The 20,441-nt window shown below is 70.6% G+C and carries 19 protein-coding genes and 2 tRNA genes; 13 read left to right on the top strand and 8 right to left on the bottom strand.

Features of this window, described 5'->3' with window-relative positions:
• The 3 genes from IEY91_RS41485 to IEY91_RS01275 form a co-directional block, all read left to right on the top strand.
• The coding region (locus IEY91_RS41485; RefSeq protein ID WP_229696616.1) for an AIM24 family protein at positions 1-991 on the top strand (991 nt) is incomplete at its 5' end.
• Between the two features lie 11 nt (positions 992-1,002).
• A complete protein-coding gene (locus tag IEY91_RS01280; protein ID WP_164320889.1) occupies positions 1,003-1,683 on the top strand; it encodes an AIM24 family protein in 681 nt (226 codons plus the stop codon).
• Positions 1,684-1,699: 16 nt separating this feature from the next.
• Positions 1,700-2,455, top strand: coding sequence for an AIM24 family protein (locus IEY91_RS01275; RefSeq protein WP_164320887.1), 756 nt, complete (start codon positions 1,700-1,702; stop codon positions 2,453-2,455).
• A 113-nt stretch (positions 2,456-2,568) separates the two neighbouring features.
• On the opposite strand, the gene IEY91_RS01270 is transcribed toward IEY91_RS01275, so the two are convergent.
• The gene (locus IEY91_RS01270; protein WP_189172493.1) at positions 2,569-3,105 is read right to left on the bottom strand and encodes an NUDIX hydrolase; all 537 of its coding nucleotides are present in this window, start codon (positions 3,103-3,105) and stop codon (positions 2,569-2,571) included.
• Positions 3,102-4,574 (bottom strand): zinc-dependent metalloprotease, encoded by a 1,473-nt coding sequence (locus IEY91_RS01265; RefSeq protein ID WP_189172492.1) that lies wholly within the window; start codon positions 4,572-4,574, stop codon positions 3,102-3,104. The genes IEY91_RS01270 and IEY91_RS01265 overlap by 4 nt, the downstream gene beginning before the upstream one ends.
• A gap of 194 nt (positions 4,575-4,768) precedes the next feature.
• Here IEY91_RS01265 and IEY91_RS01260 point away from each other — a divergent pair, with 194 nt between their 5' ends.
• The 4 genes from IEY91_RS01260 (at position 4,769) to IEY91_RS01245 (ending at position 8,106) form a co-directional block, all read left to right on the top strand.
• On the top strand, positions 4,769-5,971 hold the full coding sequence (locus tag IEY91_RS01260; RefSeq protein WP_164320881.1) for an SDR family oxidoreductase: 1,203 nt from the start codon (positions 4,769-4,771) through the stop codon (positions 5,969-5,971).
• 108 nt (positions 5,972-6,079) lie between these two features.
• Entirely contained in the window at positions 6,080-6,541 is a 462-nt protein-coding gene (locus IEY91_RS01255) for a molybdenum cofactor biosynthesis protein MoaE (RefSeq protein ID WP_189172491.1), read from the top strand.
• Between the two features lie 185 nt (positions 6,542-6,726).
• Positions 6,727-6,909, top strand: coding sequence for a hypothetical protein (locus IEY91_RS01250; RefSeq protein ID WP_164320879.1), 183 nt, complete (start codon positions 6,727-6,729; stop codon positions 6,907-6,909).
• Between the two features lie 105 nt (positions 6,910-7,014).
• Complete coding sequence (locus IEY91_RS01245; protein WP_164320877.1) at positions 7,015-8,106, top strand: YlbL family protein; 1,092 nt, start codon at positions 7,015-7,017, stop codon at positions 8,104-8,106.
• Positions 8,107-8,210: 104 nt separating this feature from the next.
• On the opposite strand, the gene IEY91_RS01240 is transcribed toward IEY91_RS01245, so the two are convergent.
• Positions 8,211-8,768 (bottom strand): PPA1309 family protein, encoded by a 558-nt coding sequence (locus IEY91_RS01240; RefSeq protein ID WP_239589996.1) that lies wholly within the window; start codon positions 8,766-8,768, stop codon positions 8,211-8,213.
• Positions 8,769-8,934: 166 nt separating this feature from the next.
• On the opposite strand from IEY91_RS01240, the gene IEY91_RS01235 reads away from it, so the two are divergent.
• The 4 genes from IEY91_RS01235 to IEY91_RS01220 all read left to right on the top strand — a co-directional run bounded on the left by IEY91_RS01235 (position 8,935) and on the right by IEY91_RS01220 (position 14,452).
• A complete protein-coding gene (locus IEY91_RS01235) occupies positions 8,935-11,844 on the top strand; it encodes a UPF0182 family membrane protein (RefSeq protein ID WP_164328195.1) in 2,910 nt (969 codons plus the stop codon).
• A gap of 78 nt (positions 11,845-11,922) precedes the next feature.
• A tRNA-Met gene (locus IEY91_RS01230) sits at positions 11,923-11,996 on the top strand.
• 247 nt (positions 11,997-12,243) lie between these two features.
• The gene (locus IEY91_RS01225) at positions 12,244-14,295 is read left to right on the top strand and encodes a tetratricopeptide repeat protein (RefSeq protein WP_189172490.1); all 2,052 of its coding nucleotides are present in this window, start codon (positions 12,244-12,246) and stop codon (positions 14,293-14,295) included.
• An 83-nt stretch (positions 14,296-14,378) separates the two neighbouring features.
• Positions 14,379-14,452: transfer RNA gene (locus IEY91_RS01220), tRNA-Met, on the top strand.
• A gap of 158 nt (positions 14,453-14,610) precedes the next feature.
• Here the strand turns inward: IEY91_RS01220 and IEY91_RS01215 are convergent.
• Complete coding sequence (locus IEY91_RS01215) at positions 14,611-15,030, bottom strand: Fur family transcriptional regulator (protein WP_164320871.1); 420 nt, start codon at positions 15,028-15,030, stop codon at positions 14,611-14,613.
• A 144-nt stretch (positions 15,031-15,174) separates the two neighbouring features.
• On the opposite strand from IEY91_RS01215, the gene IEY91_RS01210 reads away from it, so the two are divergent.
• A complete protein-coding gene (locus IEY91_RS01210; RefSeq protein WP_229696615.1) occupies positions 15,175-16,626 on the top strand; it encodes a catalase in 1,452 nt (483 codons plus the stop codon).
• 86 nt (positions 16,627-16,712) lie between these two features.
• On the opposite strand, the gene IEY91_RS01205 is transcribed toward IEY91_RS01210, so the two are convergent.
• Complete coding sequence (locus IEY91_RS01205; RefSeq protein WP_164320867.1) at positions 16,713-17,111, bottom strand: CBS domain-containing protein; 399 nt, start codon at positions 17,109-17,111, stop codon at positions 16,713-16,715.
• 238 nt (positions 17,112-17,349) lie between these two features.
• Positions 17,350-18,150 carry a histidinol-phosphatase gene (gene hisN, locus IEY91_RS01200; protein WP_189172489.1) on the bottom strand — a complete coding sequence of 267 codons (801 nt, stop codon included), beginning with the start codon at positions 18,148-18,150 and terminating at the stop codon, positions 17,350-17,352.
• A 147-nt stretch (positions 18,151-18,297) separates the two neighbouring features.
• On the opposite strand from hisN, the gene IEY91_RS01195 reads away from it, so the two are divergent.
• Complete coding sequence (locus IEY91_RS01195; RefSeq protein WP_164320863.1) at positions 18,298-18,903, top strand: TetR/AcrR family transcriptional regulator; 606 nt, start codon at positions 18,298-18,300, stop codon at positions 18,901-18,903.
• Between the two features lie 39 nt (positions 18,904-18,942).
• Here IEY91_RS01195 and IEY91_RS01190 read toward each other — a convergent pair whose 3' ends face one another.
• Together IEY91_RS01190 and rsgA are read right to left on the bottom strand one after the other, a co-directional pair.
• Complete coding sequence (locus tag IEY91_RS01190; RefSeq protein WP_016645400.1) at positions 18,943-19,266, bottom strand: DMT family transporter; 324 nt, start codon at positions 19,264-19,266, stop codon at positions 18,943-18,945.
• 157 nt (positions 19,267-19,423) lie between these two features.
• The gene (rsgA, locus tag IEY91_RS01185) at positions 19,424-20,434 is read right to left on the bottom strand and encodes a ribosome small subunit-dependent GTPase A (RefSeq protein WP_164320860.1); all 1,011 of its coding nucleotides are present in this window, start codon (positions 20,432-20,434) and stop codon (positions 19,424-19,426) included.
• Between the last annotated feature and the right edge of the window lie 7 nt (positions 20,435-20,441).

The raw sequence follows: 20,441 nt of genomic DNA, 5'->3' as shown, positions 1-20,441 counted from the left end.
GCCACCCGCCCCGGCCCCCGCCGACCCCGCGGTGCACGCCGCGCAGACCATCGTCGCGCCGCTCAACCAGCCGGGCCAGCAGCCCCCGCAGCAGCCGCAGTTCGGCCAGCCGTCCGCGCCGCCCCCGCCGGGCTACGGGCAGCCGTCCGCGCCCCCGCCGCCCGGTTACGGCCAGCCTTCAGCGCCGCCTCCGCCCGGCTACGGCCAGCCCTCCGCACCGCCCCCGCCCGGCTACGGCCAGCAGTCCCAGGCCCCCGCCCCCGGGCAGATCCCGGGCCAGGCGCCCGCCCCGTTCGCCGCGGGCGGCGCCGCGCAGGCCGCCCCGCAGGGCGCCGGTGTCGCCGCTGCGCTCCAGAAGTACCGCGAGGCGGCCACGGGCCAGCGCTGGACGCAGCAGAACGAGAAGCTGGTCCGCGTCGACCTGGGTGTCGGCGGCCAGCCGGTGCTCGCCCGGCAGGGCAGCATGGTGCTCTACCAGGGCAAGGTCGAGTTCGGCTACAAGGGCGCGGGCTTCCAGGGCCGCATCGTGGGCAACGCCACCGGCCAGGAGATGCAGCTCATGCGCTGCTCCGGCCGCGGCCAGGTCTTCCTCGCGGAGGAAGGCACGCATCTGCACCCCATCGAGCTCCAGGGAGACGCGATCTGCGTCTCCGCCGAGAACGTCCTCGCCTTCGACGAGACGCTCCAGCACGAGGTGCGGCGCATCGAGGGTCACGGGATTCCCGGTGGCGCGCTGTTCGTCATGCAGTTCCAGGGGACCGGCACGGTCGTGGTGAAGACGCACGGCATGCCCGTCGTGCTGCCGGTCACGCCGACGACCTTCGCCGACTGCCACGCCGTGGTGGCGTGGTCGGCGGCCGCGCAGGCGATCGTCTCCAGCCAGGTCAGGCTGCGCGGCAACGCCTACGGCGGCTCCACCGGGGAGAGCGTGAACCTTCAGTTCCGCGGCGCGCCCGGCAATTTCATCGTCGTCCAGCCGTTCGAGGTCTGAGGGAGCCCGTCATGAACCAGCAGCTCGCGGGCTATGCCCCGGCACCCGTCGCCGCCCGCATGGAGAACCACGGCCACCACATGGTCAAGGTCGCCATGCAGACCGGCAACGACCTCCTCGCGCGCGTGGGGTCGATGGTCGCCTACGAAGGCTTCGTGCAGTACGAGCCGAACCCGCCCGCCGTCCGCCAGATCGCACGCGACTGGATCACCGGCGAGGGCGCGCCCCTGATGAAGTGCTCCGGAGACGGCCTGCTCTACCTCGCCGACTACGGAGCCGACGTCGTCATCATCAACCTGGCGGGCGACTCGCTCTCCGTGAACGGCACCAACCTGCTCGCCTTCGACGCGAGCCTCCAGTGGGGCGTCGAGCGGGTCAAGGGCCTCGCGAAGTTCGCCGGGCAGGGCCTGTGGAACATCAAGGTCTCCGGTCAGGGCTGGGTGGCACTGACCTCGCGCGGGACGCCGATCGTCGTCGACTGCGGCCGCGGCGAGGACGAGACGTACGTGGACCCGGACGCCCTGATCGCCTGGTCGCCGAACCTGAAGGTCAAGGGCAAGCGCAGCTTCAGGGCCGGTTCCCTGATCGGGCGCGGCAGCGGCGAGGCCTACCAGATGGGCTTCTCCGGCGAGGGCATCGTCGTCGTACAGCCCAGTGAGGACAGCACCGACCGCCTCCGGATCCGGAGCTGAGGGGGAACAGGACACCATGCAGAGCCCGCTTTTCGCGCACACCGAGCAACAGGCCCAGGAGCGCTACACCGTCCAGAACCCGCAGCTCCTGCGGGTCGCCCTCGAAGGCCACGACGACGTGCTCGCCCGCAAGGGCGCCATGGTCGCCTACCAGGGGCTCGTCGAGTTCGACGCCGAGTTCCAGAGCCGCGGCCAGCAGCGCGCCCGCGCGCACACCGGCGAGGGCCTCGACCTGATGCGCTGCCACGGCCAGGGCACCGTCTACTTCGCGAACCTCGCGCAGTACATCCACCTGGTGGACGTGGACCAGGACGGCCTGACGGTGGACAGTTCATACGTTCTCGCCATGGACTCGTCCCTGTCCCACCAGGTCATCGCGGTGGACAGTCAGTACGGCATCTCCGGCTCCGGCAAGTACCAGCTCAACATCACCGGGCGCGGCAAGGTCGCCCTGATGACGTCGGGCCAGCCGCTGATGCTCCAGGTCACCCCGGACCGGTACGTCAACGCCGACGCGGACGCGATCGTCGCCTGGTCCAACGGGCTGCGGGTGCAGATGCAGGCCCAGACGCACTCCTCGGGCGTGTGGCGGCGCCGCGGTAACACCGGCGAGGGCTGGGAGCTCAGCTTCATGGGACAGGGCTACGCCCTCGTCCAGCCGAGCGAGATGCTGCCGCCGCAGCACGCCAACGTAGGCCAGGGCGCGCGCGCCCAGTTCGGCATGGGCCAGCAGGGGGCCCGGGGGCAGAACCAGGGCAACGTCTGGAACTAGCACGTGCGCAGGTAAGGGGCGGCCGCTATTGCGGCCGCCCCTTACGCGTTGTCCGTTGCCGCCCGTTGTCCCCCGTCGTCCAGCGGGATTCGGCGGGATTCAGCGCCCCGCGGTCACAGCCTCGCGCGCGTCGCCTCGACGAGCCGGACGACGGACTCGTCCGCGACGCCGGCCACCTCGTCGTACGCGAACCAGCGCAGGTCCAACGATTCTTCGCTGATCGACTCGACCGCGTCGGCGGGCGCGAGCGCCGCGTACTGCACGTCGAGGTGCTGGGTGCACGGGCCCGGGATCGGGTGCCGGTCGAGCCGGATCGGGCCGCCGGGCAGCAGCGACAGGCCCGGGACGCCCGACTCCTCGGTGGCCTCGCGCAGCGCGGCGGCGGCCAGGGAGGCGTCGCCCGGCTCGCAGTGGCCGCCCATCTGGAGCCACATCCGCAGCTTCTTGTGGAGCGTGAGCAGCACGCGCCCGCGCGACGGGTCGACGACCAGGGCACTGGCGGTCACATGCCCGTCCGTGCAGGCCTTCCACATGCCGTCCTCGGAGTGCGCGGACAGGTGGTCCAGGTAGTACTGGCGCAGCTCTTCCTGGTTCTCGTGCTGATTCTCGAATGCCTTCAGTACGAGAACGGCGTCATCGTGCAGGCTCACTTACCGTCGTCGTCCTTGCCGTCGTCGGAGGCGCCGTCGGCCTTGGAGTCGCCCGCGGAGTCGCCCTTGGACAGGTCCGGCTTGCCCGCCGCACCACTGCCCGCCGCCTCGCCGAGCATCTTGTCCAGCTCGGAGAAGTCGAGCTGCTCGCGGTGCACGAAGCCGTCCGGGTCGTCCAGGTCGGACGCCGTCGGGAGCATGTCCGGGTGGGCCCAAAGCCCGTCGCGGCCGTCCACGCCGCGCGCGTCCGTGAGCGAGGCCCACAGGCGCGAGGCGTCCCGCAGCCGGCGCGGGCGCAGCTCCAGGCCGATCAGGGTCGCGAACGTCTGCTCGGCGGGGCCGCCGGTGGCGCGGCGCCTGCGCAGCGTCTCTCGCAGCGCGTCGGCGGACGACAGGCGCGGCTTGGCGGCCGCGTGCACGACCGCGTCCACCCAGCCCTCCACGAGGGCGAGAGCGGTCTCCAGGCGGGCGAGGGCGGCCTTCTGCTCGGCGGTGTCCTCGGGCTGGAACATGCCCTGCTGGAGCGCTTCCTGAAGCTGCTCCGGGTTCTGCGGGTCGAACTGGCCGACGACGTCCTCCAGCTTGGAGGTGTCGACCTTGATCCCGCGTGCGTACCCCTCGACGGCGCCGAACAGGTGCGAGCGCAGCCACGGCACGTGGGCGAAGAGCCGCTGGTGGGCGGCCTCGCGCAGCGCCAGATACAGGCGCACCTCCTCCATGGGGACGCTCAGGTCCTTGCCGAAGGCCTCTACGTTCACCGGCAGCAGCGCCGCCTTGCCGGCCGGGCCCAGCGGCAGGCCGATGTCGGTGGAACCGACGACCTCGCCCGCGAGGACGCCGACGGCCTGGCCGATCTGCTGGCCGAACATCGCGCCGCCCATGGAGCGCATCATGCCGATCAGCGGGCCCGCCATGGCCTGCATCTCCTCGGGCAGGACGTCACCCATGGCCAGGCCGACGCGCTCGGCGACCGGGTCGACCAGCTCCTTCCAGGCCGGCAGTGTCGCCTCGACCCACTCAGCGCGGCTCCAGGCGACCGCGCTGCCGGAACCGGACGGCAGCGACGTCGCGTCGTCCAGCCACAGGTCCGCCAGGCGCACGGCCTCCTCGACCGCGGTCCGCTCGGCGGGGCCGACGCTCGCGTCCTTGGTGCCGTCCGCCGTGCCCTGGGAGACGGTCTGGCGGGCGATGTCCTTGGCCATGTCCCAGTTCACCGGGCCGCCCTCGTAGGACAGCATCTGGCCGAGCTGCTGGAAGGCGGCGCCCAGGTCGTTCGGGTTCATGGAACCGAACATCGCGGCGAAGGGATTGTCGCCGCCCGGGCCGCCCGGTCCCAGGGGCCCGAAACCGAACGGGTTGGCAGGGCCACCGGAACCCTGTCCCCCTCCGGGGGTGTCCTTCTTCTTGCCCTCGTCGCCGTTCTCCGGCTCCTCCGGCGGAAGGCCGAATCCGAATGGGGTGTCACTCACGGGATTCCTCGGCTCGTTAGGCCACCGGATCTTGGGTCCGGTGGCGATTGCCCGACAACACCACCCAGCGTAGACACCGCGGCGGGTTCGGGCCTCGGTGCTTCGCCGCCTCGGGGGCTGCGGCAGGATGGATGCCACCTGGTACGTACGCGTCAGTTCGCGCATCTACTGAAGACAACCGCTGGAGACGCCCGGTGAGTTCCCCAGATCCACAGGTTCGCGCAGCGCGAAACCCCTCAGACCCGAAGCCGGCGGACCCCGCCGGAGAGCCGGACTCCGTCCGAGCGGGGGAGACGCCGCCCTCGGTGGCGCCCCTGCGGGACGCCCCGTCGTCCGCAGGCCTGCGCGGCCCCGTCGTCGCCGTCACCGGTGCCGCGGCGGGCGTGGGCGCGCAGCTCACCGAGCGCCTGGCCGCGTCGGAGGCGATCAAGCAGGTCGTCGCCATCGACGAACGCCGCGGCGACTGCGCGCAGGCGCAGTGGCACATCCTGGACGTCCGGGACCCGGCGATCGCGGAGAAGCTGCGCGGCGTGGACGTCGTGGTGCACCTCGCGCTCGACCTCGACCTGGAGACCGACGCCGCGGCCCGTACGGCGTACAACGTACGCGGCACCCAGACTGTCCTGACGGCGGCCGCCGCCGCGGGCGTGCACCGCGTCGTGCTGTGCACGTCGGCGATGGTCTACGGAGCGCTGTCCGACAACGAACTGCCCCTCTCCGAAGACGCCGAATTGCGGGCGACGGCGGAGGCGACGGGCGTCGGTGACCTCCTGGAGATCGAGCGGCTGGCCCGCCGCGCCCCACGCGCGCACCCCGGTCTGAACGTCACCGTGGTGCGGCCCGCCATCCTCGTCGGCGGCACCGACACCGCGCTGACCAGGTACTTCGAGTCTCCGCGGCTCCTTGTTGTCGCCGGGTCGAGGCCCGTGTGGCAGTTCTGCCATGTCGACGATCTGTGCAGCGCTCTTGAGTACGCGGTCGTGGAGAAGGTCGACGGGGAACTGGCCGTCGGCTGCGACGGGTGGCTGGAGCAGGAGGAGGTCGAGGAACTGAGCGGGATCCGGCGCATGGAGCTGCCGTCCACGGTCGCCCTCGGCGCTGCGGCCCGGCTCCACCGCATCGGGCTCACGCCGTCCCCTGCGGGCGACCTCGCGTACACGATGTACCCCTGGGTCGTCAGCGTCAGCCGGCTGCACGACGCGGGGTGGCGGCCGCAGTGGACCAACGAGGAGGTGCTCGCGGAGCTCCTCGAGGAGGTCGCGGGGCGGCGGACCGTCGCCGGGCGCCGGCTCGGGCGCAAGGACGCGACGGCGGCGGGTGCCGCGGGCGCGACGGTGGCTCTGCTCGGTACGGCTGCCTTGGTACGGCGGGCGCGGAAGGCCCGCCGCAGGCTGTGAGGCAGGTCCTCGCGGCCGCGGCGGCTGTAGAGAGGTCCAAGGCCGCGCCGTGTGCGCCGGGGGAAATGGCTATTCCTGGATGTCAGTGGTGTGCGGCACGATGGCCGCATGGCACGTAATCCGATGGACCACCCCGGTGAGCAGGCCGCTGCCGAGCCGATCCGGCTGCTTGCGATCCGTGACACCCCGCTCTCGCTCGACGAGGTCTTCCAGGCCGTCGGCGACGACTCCGCGGGGGGCACGGCGCTGTTCGTCGGGACGGTGCGCGACCACGACGGCGGCGCGGACGTCCACGAGCTCGGGTATTCGAGCCACCCCAGCGCCGAGGGCGAGCTGCGGCGCGTGGCGGAGAAGGTCGTCGCCGAGTTCCCGGTGCGTGCCCTCGCCGCGGTGCACCGGGTCGGTGACCTCTCCGTGGGCGACCTCGCGGTCGTCGTCGCGGTGTCCTGCCCGCACCGGGCCGAGGCCTTCGCGGCCTGCCGCAAGCTGATCGACGACCTCAAGCACGAGGTCCCGATCTGGAAGCATCAGAAGTTCTCCGACGGCCAGGAAGAGTGGGTCGGCGCGTAGCGCCGTCGTTGAGGGGCGGTGGTCGGGCGACGGGAGGGCGGGTCGGCGCGTAGCTGCGTCACAGAGGCCCGTTGCTCCACAGGGCTCCGGTTGCGTAACCCGACCCCTGCCGTGAGCGTTGACCGAGCAGCGGGTTAATCTGCTGATCAGTCAGTTGTGGTCGCTCATGGGGTCGGGAGGTCGACATGGCGTCACTCGCCTGGTTGCTGATTCCGCTTCTGGCGGCGGTCGGTGCGGGTCTGTGGGCAGGCTGGGCCAACCGGAACCGCAAGAGCGGCAGGACCGGTGACAACACCGAGCTGCATGGCTACGCCGCGTTCCGCGAGGCCATGGAGAAGTCCCACTCGGGCTCCGACACCCCCGCCTGATCCCGTACCGGGTCTCCGTACGAAGTCCACGTACGGAACCCCGTGCAAGGGCCCGTACGGACGCCCCAGGGGTGCACCCACAGGACCGTCCCGTACTGTCGTTCCATGCCACGCCGCACTGCGACGATGCTCGCCTCCACCCTGATGCTGATCGCGCTGCTCTGCGCCGGAGTGCTCATCAAAGTGCCGTATTCGGAGATGTCCCCGGGGCCGACGGTGAACACCCTGGGCGACCACGACGGCGAGCCGGTGCTGCAGATCTCGGGCCGCAAGACGTACGACACGAGCGGCCACCTGAACATGACGACGGTCAGGGTGACCAGCGCCGACTACAAGATGAACCTCGCGGAGGCCGTGTACGGCTGGATGGCGCACGACAACATCGTCGTGCCGCACGACACCCTGTACCCGAACGGCAAGACCGAGCAGCAGTCCACGCAGGAGAACGCCGAGGAGTTCAGCCAGTCCCAGGAGAGCGCGAAGGTCGCCGCCCTCAAGGAACTGAAGATCCCGGTGAAGTCCCAGGTGGTCGTCGCCACCGTCTTCAAGGACAGCCCCGCCGAGGGCAAGCTGCACGCGGGCGACGTCATCAAGAGCGTCGACGGCAAAGCCGTGAAGGAGTTCACGGACGTCGCCAAGCTGGTCACGAAGCACAAGGCGGGGGAGCCGGTCGAGTTCGGCATCGTGCCCGTCAAGGAGGCGGCGGCCGCCGAGAAGGCGGGCAAGGAAGCGACCGCGTCCGAGAACGTGAAGATGACCACGGAGAAGGCCGAGGACGACGGCCGCGCGGTCGTCGGCATCAAGGCCGGCACCGACCACACCTATCCGTTCACCATCGACATCAAGCTCGCCGACGTGGGCGGGCCCAGCGCGGGCCTGATGTTCGCCCTCGGCATCGTCGACAAGCTCACGCCCGGCGACCTCACCGGCGGCAAGTTCGTGGCCGGCACCGGCACCATCGAGGACAACGGCAAGGTCGGCGCGATCGGCGGCATCGAGATGAAGACCGTCGGCGCGCGCGACAAGGGCGCCGAGTACTTCCTGACGCCCAAGGACAACTGCGCGTCCGCCGCGAGCGACGTCCCCGACGGGCTCACGCTGGTCAAGGTCGACACCATCGCCGACGCCGTGAAGTCCCTCAAGGCCATCAGCAAGGGCGACACCGCCGACCTGCCGAAGTGCACCACCAAGGGCTGACGGAACGGCGACGGCCGGGGCAGGAACGGCGGTGGCCGGGGCGGCGGACGACGCCGGCCCCGGCCACGTAGGACACACATCAGGAAGCGGAATCTGCTCCGCGCCTACTCCGCAAAGGTCGCCGCCAGCGCCTCCGCGAGGCCCGGCACCAGGTCCGAGCCGGTGAGGACGTCCGTCGCGGCGTCCTTCTCGCGCAGCCGCAGCGCCGAGTCACGGGCGCCGTCGCGCAGCACCGCGACGGTCATGCGGACCTCCTGGCGCTCCGGGTGCTTGGCCACCCACTTCGCGAGCTGCTTCTCGCTCATGCCCTGCGGAACGGAGGCTTCAGCCGACGGCGGAAGCATCAGGCGCTCCACGCTCAGGGCGCAGCCGGCGATCGAGTCGGGCCAGGCGATGGTGCCGAGGAATTCGTCGAGCGGGCTGCCGGCGGGCAGTTCGTCCTGCTCGATGGGGGTGAGCGGCGCGGCGGACGCGTCGTCGGACAGACCGAGGCGGTCCGCCAGGGTCGGCTCCTGTGCGCGCAGTTGGGCGGTGTCGACGAGGGCGAAGAGGCGGGCCGGCTGATCCCAGCCGAGCGACCCGACATATTCGTCGATTTCGAGCACTGCGCGGGTGAGGGGGCTCGCGGCCATCGGTGGGCCGGAGGAGGAAACGTTGGGCATGCCCAATATCCTGCCTCGTTCAGACCCGGGAACGGGAACTGAGTAAAGCATCGGTAAGTTGCATGAGTGGGCTCTACGATCGCGGGGCCCGTTTCAGCCAGCAGTACGACCACAGCCAACAGCCACAGCTACAGCGAACTTCGAGGTGCGCACCTTGGCTTTCCAGATGCCGGACCGCGGCGGAGGCCCGTCGGGGCCACGGATCAGAGTGGGCCGACCGTCCCGTCGCGTCCGGACCCTGCTCATGACGCTCGGCGTCCTGGCCGTTCTGGCCATGGCGTTCGTCATGTTCGCGGGATTCTGGACGGACTGGCTCTGGTACCGCTCGGTCGGCTACTCATCGGTCTTCACCACGACCCTGTCGACGAAGATCGGCCTGTTCTTCGTCTTCGGGCTGCTCATGGCGGCCGCGGTCGGCGTGAACATCTGGCTGGCGCACAGGCTGCGCCCGCCGCTCAGCGCCATGTCGATGGAGCAGCAGAGCCTCGACCGGTACCGCATGGCGATCGCGCCCTACAAGAAGTGGCTGCTGATCGGCATCACGGCCCTCGTCGGCCTGATCGCGGGCGCGTCCGCCGCCGGTCAGTGGCGCACGTGGCTGATGTGGGTCAACGGCGTCCCCTTCAACCAGAAGGACCCCCAGTTCCATCTGGACGTGTCCTTCTACGCCTTCGACCTGCCCTGGTACCGCTTCCTCCTGGGCTTCGGCTTCGCGGCCGTGGTGCTCTCGGTGATCGCCGCCGCGCTGACGCACTACCTGTACGGCGGCCTGCGCATCACCAGCCCCGGCGGGCGGGCCACGGCCGCGGCCACCGGCCATCTCTCGGTGCTCATCGGCATCTTCGTGGCCCTCAAGGCCGTCGCGTACTGGCTCGACCGGTACGGCCTCGCGGTGAAGTCCAGTGACTTCAAGGCCACGGGCAACTGGACCGGCCTGCGCTACGTCGACGCCAACGCCTACCTCCCGGCGAAGACGATCCTGTTCTGCATCGCCGTCATCTGCGCGCTGCTGTTCTTCGCGACGCTGTGGCGGCGCACCTGGCAGCTCCCGGTGATCGGCTTCGGCCTGATGGTGCTCTCCGCCATCCTCATCGGCGGTCTCTACCCGGCCATCGTGCAGAAGTTCCAGGTCCAGCCGAACGAGCAGGCCAAGGAGTCTCCGTACGTCGAGAAGAACCTCGAGGCGACCCGCAAGGCGTACGGCATCGGCGGCACGAACGTCACGGAGTACCCCGGCGTAAGCAAGACCGCCGACAAGACGAAGCTGCGCGACGACGTGGCGGGCGCCGCGAGCCTGCGGCTGCTCGACCCGAACATCGTCTCGCCGACGTTCCAGCAGCTCCAGCAGATGAAGAACTACTACGGCTTCCCGTCGAACCTGGACGTCGACCGGTACAAGACCAAGGACGGCAAGGAGCAGGACACCGTCATCGGTCTGCGCGAGCTGAACCTGGACGGCATCCCGAAGAACAACTGGATCAACGACCACTTCCGCTACACGCACGGGTACGGAGTGGTCGCGGCCAAGGGCACCGAGGCCGACGAACAGGGCCGGCCGAAGTTCACCGAGTCCGATCTGCCGTCCAAGGGCAGCCTGGGGCAGTACCAGCAGCGGATCTACTACGGCGAGAAGACCACGCAGTACTCCATCGTCGGCGGTCCCCAGAAGGAGATCGACTACTCCGACGACAACGGCGAGAAGACGACCAGCTACAAGGGCAAGAGCGGCGTCAACCTCTCCAACCCGCTCAACAGGGCGGCGTACGCGGTGTCGTTCGGCGAGCCGCAGATGCTCTACTCCGGAGCGATCGGCGAGGGTTCGCGGATTCTGTACAACCGCACGCCGAAGGAGCGCGTCGAGGCGGTCGCCCCCTGGCTGACCATCGACGGCGACGCCTATCCCGCGGTCGTCGGCAAGAAGATCCAGTGGATCGTCGACGCGTACACGACGACGAACGGCTATCCGTACGCCTCGCGGACCACGCTCGGCGACACCACGGCCGACTCGCTGACCGCGCGGAACAACCAGCGCGCTGTGGTGGCCCAGCAGAACCAGGTCAACTACATCCGCAACTCGGTGAAGGCGACCGTCGACGCGTACACCGGCGAGGTCAAGCTCTACGAGTGGGACACCAAGGACCCCGTCCTCAAGACGTGGCGCAAGGCGTTCCCGGACACCGTCAAGGACAAGAGCGAGATCTCCGCGGCCCTGATGGACCACCTGCGCTACCCGCAGGACCTGTTCAAGGTGCAGCGCGAACTGCTCACCCGCTACCACGTGAAGGACGCCGAGACGTTCCTGAGCGGCAGCGAGGTGTGGCAGGTGCCGGACGACCCGACGAACCAGACGTCGAGCGCCGTCCCGCCGTACTACCTGAGCATGAAGATGCCCGGCCAGAAGCAGCAGGACTTCTCTCTGACGACGTCCTTCAATCCCAACGGCCGGGACAACCTCAGTGCCTTCATGTCGGTCAACGCGGAGCCGGGGACCGATGACTACGGCAAGATCAGAATCCTGAAGATGCCGTCGAGCACGACGGTCGACGGGCCCAAACAGGTCCAGAGCAAGTTCAACTCCAACGAAGCGATCGCCGAACAGATCAGACTTCTCAAGGGCGGCGACTCCGAAGTCGACTACGGAAATCTGCTGACGGTGCCGTTGGACGGAGGCCTGCTCTATGTGGAGCCCGTCTATGTGAAGGGCGGCGGGCTGAAGTACCCGCTCCTGAAGAAGGTCCTCGTCACCTACGGCAACAAGATCGCCTTCGAGGACACCTTGGACAAGGCGCTCAACGTGGTCTTCGGTACCGAGGACAAGACGCCCGTGGAGCCACCGGACGAACCGGGCGACGGCGAGAAGCCCGACAAGGAGAAGCCACCGGCGGCGAAGGACCCGACGGTGCAGAAGGCCCTCGACGACGCCCAGAAGGCGTTCGAGGAAGGCCAGCAGGCCATGAAGGACGGCGACTGGAAGGCGTACGGCGAAGCGCAGGGGCGTCTTGAGGACGCGCTGCAGCGGGCCGAGGAAGCGCAGGCCAAGGCGTCCGGGAAGAACAACGACAAGGGCGGCGGATAGCAGTCGGGCAGCACGGCCGAGGCGCGCGGACAGCGCGCGGAGGCCACCCCGCGCCGTGGTAAGGTTGCAACACAACGGCGCGGGGTGGAGCAGCTCGGTAGCTCGCTGGGCTCATAACCCAGAGGTCGCAGGTTCAAATCCTGTCCCCGCTACTGCAAGACGAAGGCCCGGATCCTCCAGAGGATCCGGGCCTTCGTCGTGTTCCGGGCCCGTGCCGCGCCGGGCTTATACCGATGGCCCATGCCAGTGGTGTGGGGTTCGTGCGAAGAGTGGTCCGGGCGGGGTGAGTTGAGCAAAGCTGTGTTTCACTTATCTCTCTGTGGGCATGTCGACAAAACGCTGAAGTGACCTCACTGGCTGCGGTATACCAGGTGTACCCAGGTTGCAGGTGGTGCGACGATGGACGTTATGGGGGACAAGGCAACTCTGTTGGAGACGGGGCGGTTTGCGCAGCCGGCCGACCGGGAGGATCCCGGGACGGCCGCTGAGGAGATGCGGCACCGGCTCGCGGCCGAGGCCGGAGACGTGGACGCGATGAGCGTCCTCGGCAGTCTGCTGCTGCGCCGCGGCGATCTCGACGGTGCCGAATCCTTGCTGCGGGGCGCGACCGCGGCGGGTGACCGCGCCGCCGCCAACAATCTCGGTGTCCTCCTGCACCAGCGTGGATATGTCGATGAAGCGGCAGGATGGTGGCGCATCGCCGCCGTCGCTGGTTCCGCCGCCGCCGCGCACGCGCTCGGGCGCTACCACCGAGAGCGCGGCGACGAGCCCGCCGCCGAGTACTGGCTCAAGCAGTCCGCCGAGCAGGGCCACACCCTGGGGGCGTACGCCCTCGCGGACCTCCTGGAGCACCGCGGCGACGTCGGCGCGGAGCTCTGGATGCGCACGGCCGCCGAGCGCGGCCACCGCGAGGCGGCGTACCGCCTGGCGAGGGTCCTGGACAAGCGTGCGGAGCGGGAGGGTCCGGGAGAGGACGGCGCACGGCCCGGTGCGGGCGTGCGCCCCGGTGGTCCCGGGCGCCCCGGCACGGGTGCGCGGTTCGACGTGGCGAAGGCAGGTCTCGTACGCCCCGGTGAAGGGGCGCGCCACAACAGCGCGCGCCCCGGAAGTGCCGTGCGCTCCGGTGCCGCGCGCTCTGACAACGGACGCGGAGACGGTGCCCGGACGGGCGGCGGCAGCAGCGGCAGTCGCAGCACCGACGCCAGGCGTGCCGACGCCAAGCGCGGCGACGGCGGGCTCTCGCTCACCGACGAGGCGGAGCAGTGGTACCGGCAGGCGGCCGCGCGCGGTCACCGCCGTGCGGCCCTGCACCTCGGCGCGATCCTGGAGCGGCGCGGCGAGCTGAAGGAGGCCGGCCGCTGGTACCTGACGTCCGCCAAGGACGGCGAGGCGCGGGCCGCGTGCGCCCTCGGCTTCCTGCTGCGCGACGCGGGCGACGAGGACAACGCCGCCGTGTGGTGGCTCAAGGCCGCCCAGGACGGCGACGGGAACGCCGCGAACGCGCTGGGCGCGCTGCACGCCGAGCGCGGCGAGACCCAGACCGCCGAGCGCTGGTACCGCGCGGCGATGGACGCGGGCGACATCAACGGGGCGTACAACCTCGGCCTGCTCTGCGCCGAGCAGAAGCGCACCGCGCAGGCCGACCAGTGGTACCGCCGAGCCGCGTACGCAGGCCACCGCGAGGCCGCCAACGCGCTCGCCGTGCTGCTGCTCCAGGGCGGCGACGCGGCCGGTGCCGAGCCGTGGTTCTCCAAGGCCGCGGAGGCCGGCAGCGTGGACGCGGCGTTCAACCTCGGGATTCTGTACGCGAGCCGGGGCGACGACGCCGCGGCCCTCAAGTGGTACGAGCGGGCCGCCGCGGCCGGGCACACCGAGGCCGCGCTCCAGGTCGGCACGGCACGCCTGCGCGACGGCGACGAGCGCGACGCCGAGCGGCATCTGCGGTGCGCGGCGGGCGGCGGCAGCCCCGAGGCGGCGTACCGGCTCGGGACCGTGCTCGACGCGCGGCGCCCGCCCGCCGGGCCGCCCGCGCTCGGCGAGCCCGCGGCGCAGAAGACGGAGTGCGAGGAGTGGTACGAGCGCGCCGCCGAGCAGGGGCACCGCCGTGCCCAGGTCCGCGTCGGCATGCTCGCGGCGGGGCGCGGGGACGTGGTCGAGGCCGCGCGCTGGTACCGGCTCGCGGCGGAGGCTGGAAGCAGGAACGGCGCGTTCAACCTGGGGCTGCTCCTCGCCAGGGAGGGCAGCGAGCCGGAGGCCGCGCTGTGGTGGACCCGGGCGGCCGACGCGGGGCACGGGCGGGCCGCGCTGCGGCTCGCGCTGCTCTACGCGCGGCGGGGGCAGCTCACGGAGGGACAGCGGTGGGCTTCCCGGGCGGTGGAGCTCGGCCCCGCGGAGGTCGCGGAGCGGGCGGCACGGCTGCGCGAGGCGCTGCGGCAGGAGCTCACCGCGTAGCGGAGTGCGCGAGGGCCCAGCCGGGCGGCTCGGAAGCGATTTGCGCTGGTCGTGGGCGTGGCGTACTGTTACGAACACAACGGCGCGGGGTGGAGCAGCTCGGTAGCTCGCTGGGCTCATAACCCAGAGGTCGCAGGTTCAAATCCTGTCCCCGCTACTAAAAGACTGAGGGCCGGATCCATGAGGATCCGGCCCTCAGTCGTGTACGCCGCCGGTCCGTGGGCGAGCGCGGAACACGGGAGCCGGAATACGGGAAGGGCCCGACACCTCACGGTGTCGGGCCCTTCCCTCACGCACGGAGCGTCAGAGCATCGGCTACGCGCTCGCGGAGCAGTTCGGGCACAGGCCTCGGTACGTGACCTCCACGTCCGAGATCGTGAAGCCGAAGCGCTCGGAGTCGGGCAGCGCCGACAGCGGGTTGCCCGTGGGGTGCACGTCGCGGATGGCGCCGCAGCGGGCGCACACCAGGTGCTGGTGGGGGCGGTGCGCGTTCGGGTCGTACCGCTTGGCCCTGCGGTCGGTGGCGACCTCAAGGACCTCGCCGAGCGTCACCATCTCGCCCAGCGTGTTGTAGACGGTCGCCCGGGAGATCTCCGGCAGCTTCGCGACGGCGCGGGCGTGCACCTCGTCGGCCGTCAGATGCACGTGTTCTCCGTCGAGGACCTCGGCCACGACGCGCCGCTGCGCGGTCATACGCCAACCGCGTCCGCGCAGTCGTTCCAACAGGTCACTCATAAATCCAGCCTAACAGGCGAGGGGCCTAGGTCCCGAACGGGTGTGACTTTGGATGCTTACTTGACTTAGACAAAGTCTATCGTAGGATCGAGTTCGGCATACGCCAAGGGACAGGACTTGCAGGAAATGACGCAGGAGGCGCACGTGACGCAGGGACCGCTCACCACGGAGGCCGGCGCGCCGGTCGCGGACAACCAGAACAGCGAGACCGCGGGCGTCGGCGGTCCGGTGCTGGTCCAGGACCAGCTGCTCCTGGAGAAGCTCGCGCACTTCAACCGCGAGCGCATCCCGGAGCGCATCGTGCACGCGCGCGGCGCGGGCGCCTACGGCACCTTCACGGTGACCGCGGACGTCACCAAGTACACGCGCGCCAAGTTCCTCTCCGAGGTCGGCAAGCAGACGGAGACCTTCCTCCGCTTCTCCACGGTGGCCGGCAACCTCGGCGCGGCCGACGCGGTCCGTGACCCGCGCGGCTTCGCGCTGAAGTTCTACACCGAGGAGGGCAACTACGACCTCGTCGGCAACAACACCCCGGTGTTCTTCATCAAGGACGCCATCAAGTTCCCGGACTTCATCCACACCCAGAAGCGCGACCCGTACACGGGCTCCCAGGAGGCCGACAACGTATGGGACTTCTGGGGCCTCAGCCCGGAGTCCACGCACCAGGTGACGTGGCTGTTCGGCGACCGCGGCATCCCCGCGTCGTACCGCCACATGAACGGCTACGGCTCGCACACCTACCAGTGGAACAGCGAGTCCGGTGAGGTCTTCTGGGTCAAGTACCACTTCAAGACCGACCAGGGCATCGAGAACCTGACCGCGCAGGACGCGGAGGTCCTCGCGGGCAAGGACCCCGACTCCCACCAGCGCGACCTGCGCGAGGCCATCGAGCGCGGCGAGTTCCCGTCCTGGACCGTGCAGGTGCAGATCATGCCGGCGGCCGAGGCGGCTCAGTACCGCTTCAACCCCTTCGACCTCACCAAGGTCTGGCCGCATGAGGACTACCCGCCGATCGAGATCGGCAAGCTGGAGCTCAACCGCAACCCGGAGAACATCTTCGCGGAGGTCGAGCAGTCCATCTTCAGCCCCGCGCACCTCGTGCCGGGCATCGGCCCGTCCCCGGACAAGATGCTCCAGGGCCGCCTCTTCGCGTACGGCGACGCCCACCGGTACCGCGTCGGCATCAACGCCGACCACCTCCCGGTGAACCGCCCGCACGCCACCGAGGCGCGCACCAACTCCCGTGACGGCCTGCTGTACGACGGCCGCCACAAGGGCGCGAAGAACTACGAGCCGAACTCCTTCGGCGGCCCCTTCCAGACGGACCGGCCGCTGTGGGCCCCGGCCGCGGTCACCGGCGGCACGGGCAACCACGCCGCCCCGAACCACGCCGAGGACAACGACTTCGTACAGGCGGGCAACCTGTACCGGCTGATGTCCGAGGACGAGAAGGCGCGTCTGATCGAGAACCTCGCGGGCAACATCGCGGGCGTCTCCCGCGACGACATAGCCGAGCGCGCCATCGACAACTTCCGTCAGGCGGACGGCGACTTCGGCAAGCGGCTGGAGGCCGCGGTCCAGGCCCTGCGCGGCTAAGACCCAACCCCTTGCCGTGGATGACGGGCCGGATCCCACGAGGGTCCGGCCCGTCGGTCATGGCGAGGGTCCAGCCACCGGCGCCCTCAGCCCACCGTCGCCGCCCGCCGCCGCACCGGTGCCCAGCAGCGGATGATGTCGCGTACGGAGACGATGCCCACGGGCTCGTCGCCGTCGAGCACGATGAGGTGCCGGAAGCCGCCGTGCGACATCGCGTCGGCGGCGTCCTCCAGGGTCCAGGTCGGCGCCGCGAAGACGACGTCCGTCGTCGTGTGCGTGCCCGCGGTCTCGTGGTCCGGGTCCTGGCCGATGCCCAGGGAGTTGAGGACGTCGCGCTCGGTCAGGATGCCGAGGCCGTAGGTGTCGGGGTCGAGGACGACGGCGGCGCCGACGTGGCGGGCCGACATCAGCCGGGCCGCCTGGCGCAGGGTGTGGGCCGGGCCGATGGTGAGGACCAAAGTGCTCATGGCGTCGCGGACGAGCATGGGCTGGAGCCACCTCCTTGGTGAATCCGTGGTCCACGCGATGCCGAAGGATTGCTTCCGCTTCATCGCGGCCGCAGGGGATCTCCGTCATCGACTTGGAGAACGGGTTCACAAGTTCACAAGTGGGGGGACTCTCAGAGTCGCAGGCACGCGGGCCGTCAACAAGGGGGCGGACGGGGGCAGTTCGCCGTGCGACGGGACCGGTTCTCCGTACGACGTGACGGATCCGGCGCGTACGTCAGTAGCGCTGGTTGAGGTAGCCGAGGAGCTCGTCGTGGAGCAGGCCGTTGGAGGCCGACGCGTTGCCGCTGTGCGGGCCCGGGGTGCCGTCGAGACCGGTGAAGCGGCCGCCCGCCTCCGTCACGACGATCGCGGTCGCCGCCATGTCCCACAGCGAAAGCTCCGGCTCGGCGCAGATGTCGACGGAGCCCTCGGCGACCATCATGTACGGCCAGAAGTCGCCGTAGGCGCGGGTGCGCCAGACCGCGCGGGTGAGGTCCATGAAGCCGTCCAGGCGCCCCTGGTCCTCCCAGCCGCTCAGCGAGGAGTACGCGAACGACGCGTCCTGGAGCCGCGAGACCTTCGAGACCCGCAGCCGCGTCGCGGACGTAAGACTGCGGCCCGTGTACGCGCCGCCGCCCTTGGCGGCCCACCAGCGGCGGCCGAGCGCGGGCGCGGAGACGACGCCGACGACGGGCTGATAGCCGCCCTCGCCCGCCTCCATGAGGGAGATCAGCGTGGCCCACACGGGCACGCCGCGCACGTAGTTCTTGGTGCCGTCGATGGGGTCGACGACCCAGCGGCGCGGGCCCGTGCCCTCGATGCCGTACTCCTCGCCGAGGATCGCGTCGCGCGGCCGTGCCCGCTGGAGCTGGCCGCGGATCAGCTCCTCTGCGGCCTTGTCGGCCTCGCTCACCGGCGTCATGTCCGGCTTGGTCTCGACCTTGAGGTCGAGGGCCTTGAACCGGTCCATGGTCGCGGCGTCGGCGGCGTCCGCGAGGACGTGGGCCAGGCGCAGATCATCGTGGTAGTCGGGCATGGATGAACAGTATCGATCTCGATTCGGACGGGCCACAGCGCGTATCGGGCGGTGCCCGCCGGAACCCTTGACAGTGCCCGCGGGCGCGTCAACTCTGACCAGCAGGACCGCCAGGGCCGACCGGGCCCGGGGCAGCGGGAGGCGACGATGCCTGCAGCGCGGGAGTCACTGCTCGACGCGGCCTACACCGCGCTGGCCCGCAGGCCGTGGGCCGGGGTGCGGATGGTCGACGTGGCGGCCGTCGCCGGGGTGTCCCGGCAGACCCTCTACAACGAGTTCGGCAGCAAGGACGGCCTCGCGCGGGCGCTGCTGCGGCGCGAGACGGACACGTATCTGCGGGGCGTCGAGCGGGCGCTCGCCCAGGCCCGCGACCCCGTCGACCGGCTCGCGGCGGTGAGCGCGTGGACGATCGGCGCCGCCCGCGACAACGTCCTGGTGCGCGCGGTGCTCACCGGCTTCTGGAACGAACGGCTGCCGGCGCCGAGCCGGGCGGCCGTGTCCAGCTCCCCGGTCCCCGCCCAGCGCCGCGCGGACGCGGGCGTGCCGACGCCCTCCGAACTCCTCACCCAGGTCAGGGACCGCGCGATGGCCGCCCTGGTGGAGCGGGGCCGGCCGTCCGAGACGGAGGACCTGGCGCGGGCGTGCGAGAGCGCGGTGCGCGTCGCGCTGTCGTACGTGGTGGCCCCGGCGGGGCGGGAGGAGGACCCGGCGCGGCTTGTGCGGCGGGTGATCGCGGGGGCGGTGGGGCGGTAGAGGTCCCGGTCCCGGTCCCGGTCCCGGTGGAGCCCCGACTCAGTGCGCCGACCCCGAGAGCTGGAGGCCGATCACGCCGACGATCACCAGCGAGATGGACACGATCTTCAACGTGGACACCAGGTCACCGAGGAAGATCATCCCGTAGATCGCCGTGCCCGCGGCCCCGATGCCCGTCCAGACCGCGTACGCGGGCCCCACGTCCAGCTTCTTCAGCGCCAGCGTCAGCAGACCGAAGCTGCCGAGCGCGAAGGACGCGAAGGCGATGGTCGGCCAGAGCCGGGTGAAGCCGTGCGACAGCTTCAGGCAGACCGCGAAGCCCGTCTCGAGGATCCCGGCGACAATGACCAGCAGCCACGCCATGGTTGTGCCTCCCACGTCGGTACGTTCCGTGACCGCTTCACCAAAGCTTGAATCAATCTTGGTGCGATTATGCACTTACCGGCGCGGCGGGGACGTAAACAACGCGGAGTTCAGGGCGCATCCGGGCGGATCAGTGCCAGGGCCGGGCCAGCCCGGCTCAGTCGCCCTCGTGCCGCTCCCGCGTCGCGAGCAGCCGCCGCAGCGAATACAGCCGCGCCGGATCCGCGTGCCCCTCGGCCACCCACGCGTCGAGCGCGCAGTCCGGCTCGTCGTGGCTGCACGCGCGCGGGCAGTTCTCCGTGCCGGGCTCCAGGTCGGGGAAGGCGTGGATGACGCGCGACGGGTCGACGTGGTGCAGGCCGAAGGAGCGCACGCCCGGGGTGTCGACGACCCAGCCCTCGTCGTCGGGCAGCGGCAGTGCGAGCGCGGAGGTGGTGGTGTGCCGGCCACGGCCGGTCACGGCGTTCACATGGCCCACGGTGCGCCGCCGCTCCGGCGGGACGAGCGCGTTCACCAGGGTCGTCTTGCCGACGCCGGAGTGGCCGACGAACGCCGTGACCTTCCCGGCGAGTTCGGCGCGTACGCGGTCGGCCGCGCCGCCGCTGGCCAGCTCCTCGCGGTTGGTGACGACGTAGGGGATGTCCAAGTCGCCGTACAGCTCGAGGAGTTTGTCGGGCGGGGCGAGGTCGGACTTGGTGAGGACGAGCAGCGGGGTGAGCCCGCCGTCGAACGCCGCGACCAGACAGCGGTCGATCATGCGGGGGCGCGGCTCGGGGTCGGCGAGGGCGGTGACGATGGCGAGCTGGTCGGCGTTGGCGACGACGACGCGCTCGTACGGATCGTCGTCGTCGGCGGTGCGGCGGAGCACCGAGGTGCGTCCCTCGATGCGCACGATGCGCGCGAGGGTGTCCTTCATGCCGGACAGATCGCCGACGATGGCGACGCGGTCGCCGACGACGGCGGCCTTGCGGCCCAGCTCACGGGCCTTCATCGCGACGATGACGCGGTCCTCGACGAGGCAGGTGAGGCGGCCGCGGTCGACGGTGAGGACCATGCCCTCGGCGGCGTCCTCGTGCTTGGGGCGGATGTGCGTGCGCGGGCGGTTGCCCTTGCGGTTGGGGCGGACGCGGATGTCGTCCTCGTCCGGGTTCTTGCCGTAGCGGCGCATGGTCGTG

Source organism: Streptomyces lasiicapitis (assembly GCF_014646335.1).
Classification (GTDB): Bacteria; Actinomycetota; Actinomycetes; order Streptomycetales; family Streptomycetaceae; genus Streptomyces; species Streptomyces lasiicapitis.
This window is presented reverse-complemented; position numbering and strand designations above follow the sequence as displayed.

Excerpts from the sequence above, each read along its gene's own strand:
- rsgA (WP_164320860.1), bottom strand. The coding sequence starts at position 20,434 with ATGCGCCGCTACGGCAAGAACCCGGACGAGGACGACATCCGCGTCCGC.
- IEY91_RS01190 (WP_016645400.1), bottom strand. The coding sequence starts at position 19,266 with ATGGCGTGGCTGCTGGTCATTGTCGCCGGGATCCTCGAGACGGGCTTC.
- IEY91_RS01205 (WP_164320867.1), bottom strand. The coding sequence starts at position 17,111 with ATGCTCGTCCGCGACGCCATGAGCACTTTGGTCCTCACCATCGGCCCG.
- hisN (WP_189172489.1), bottom strand. The coding sequence starts at position 18,150 with ATGCCCGACTACCACGATGATCTGCGCCTGGCCCACGTCCTCGCGGAC.
- IEY91_RS01240 (WP_239589996.1), bottom strand. The coding sequence starts at position 8,768 with ATGCCCAACGTTTCCTCCTCCGGCCCACCGATGGCCGCGAGCCCCCTC.
- IEY91_RS01255 (WP_189172491.1), top strand. The coding sequence starts at position 6,080 with ATGGCACGTAATCCGATGGACCACCCCGGTGAGCAGGCCGCTGCCGAG.
- IEY91_RS01225 (WP_189172490.1), top strand. The coding sequence starts at position 12,244 with ATGGACGTTATGGGGGACAAGGCAACTCTGTTGGAGACGGGGCGGTTT.
- IEY91_RS01250 (WP_164320879.1), top strand. The coding sequence starts at position 6,727 with ATGGCGTCACTCGCCTGGTTGCTGATTCCGCTTCTGGCGGCGGTCGGT.
- IEY91_RS01235 (WP_164328195.1), top strand. The coding sequence starts at position 8,935 with ATGCCGGACCGCGGCGGAGGCCCGTCGGGGCCACGGATCAGAGTGGGC.
- IEY91_RS01280 (WP_164320889.1), top strand. The coding sequence starts at position 1,003 with ATGAACCAGCAGCTCGCGGGCTATGCCCCGGCACCCGTCGCCGCCCGC.
- IEY91_RS01245 (WP_164320877.1), top strand. The coding sequence starts at position 7,015 with ATGCCACGCCGCACTGCGACGATGCTCGCCTCCACCCTGATGCTGATC.
- IEY91_RS01195 (WP_164320863.1), top strand. The coding sequence starts at position 18,298 with ATGCCTGCAGCGCGGGAGTCACTGCTCGACGCGGCCTACACCGCGCTG.
- IEY91_RS01215 (WP_164320871.1), bottom strand. The coding sequence starts at position 15,030 with ATGAGTGACCTGTTGGAACGACTGCGCGGACGCGGTTGGCGTATGACC.
- IEY91_RS01275 (WP_164320887.1), top strand. The coding sequence starts at position 1,700 with ATGCAGAGCCCGCTTTTCGCGCACACCGAGCAACAGGCCCAGGAGCGC.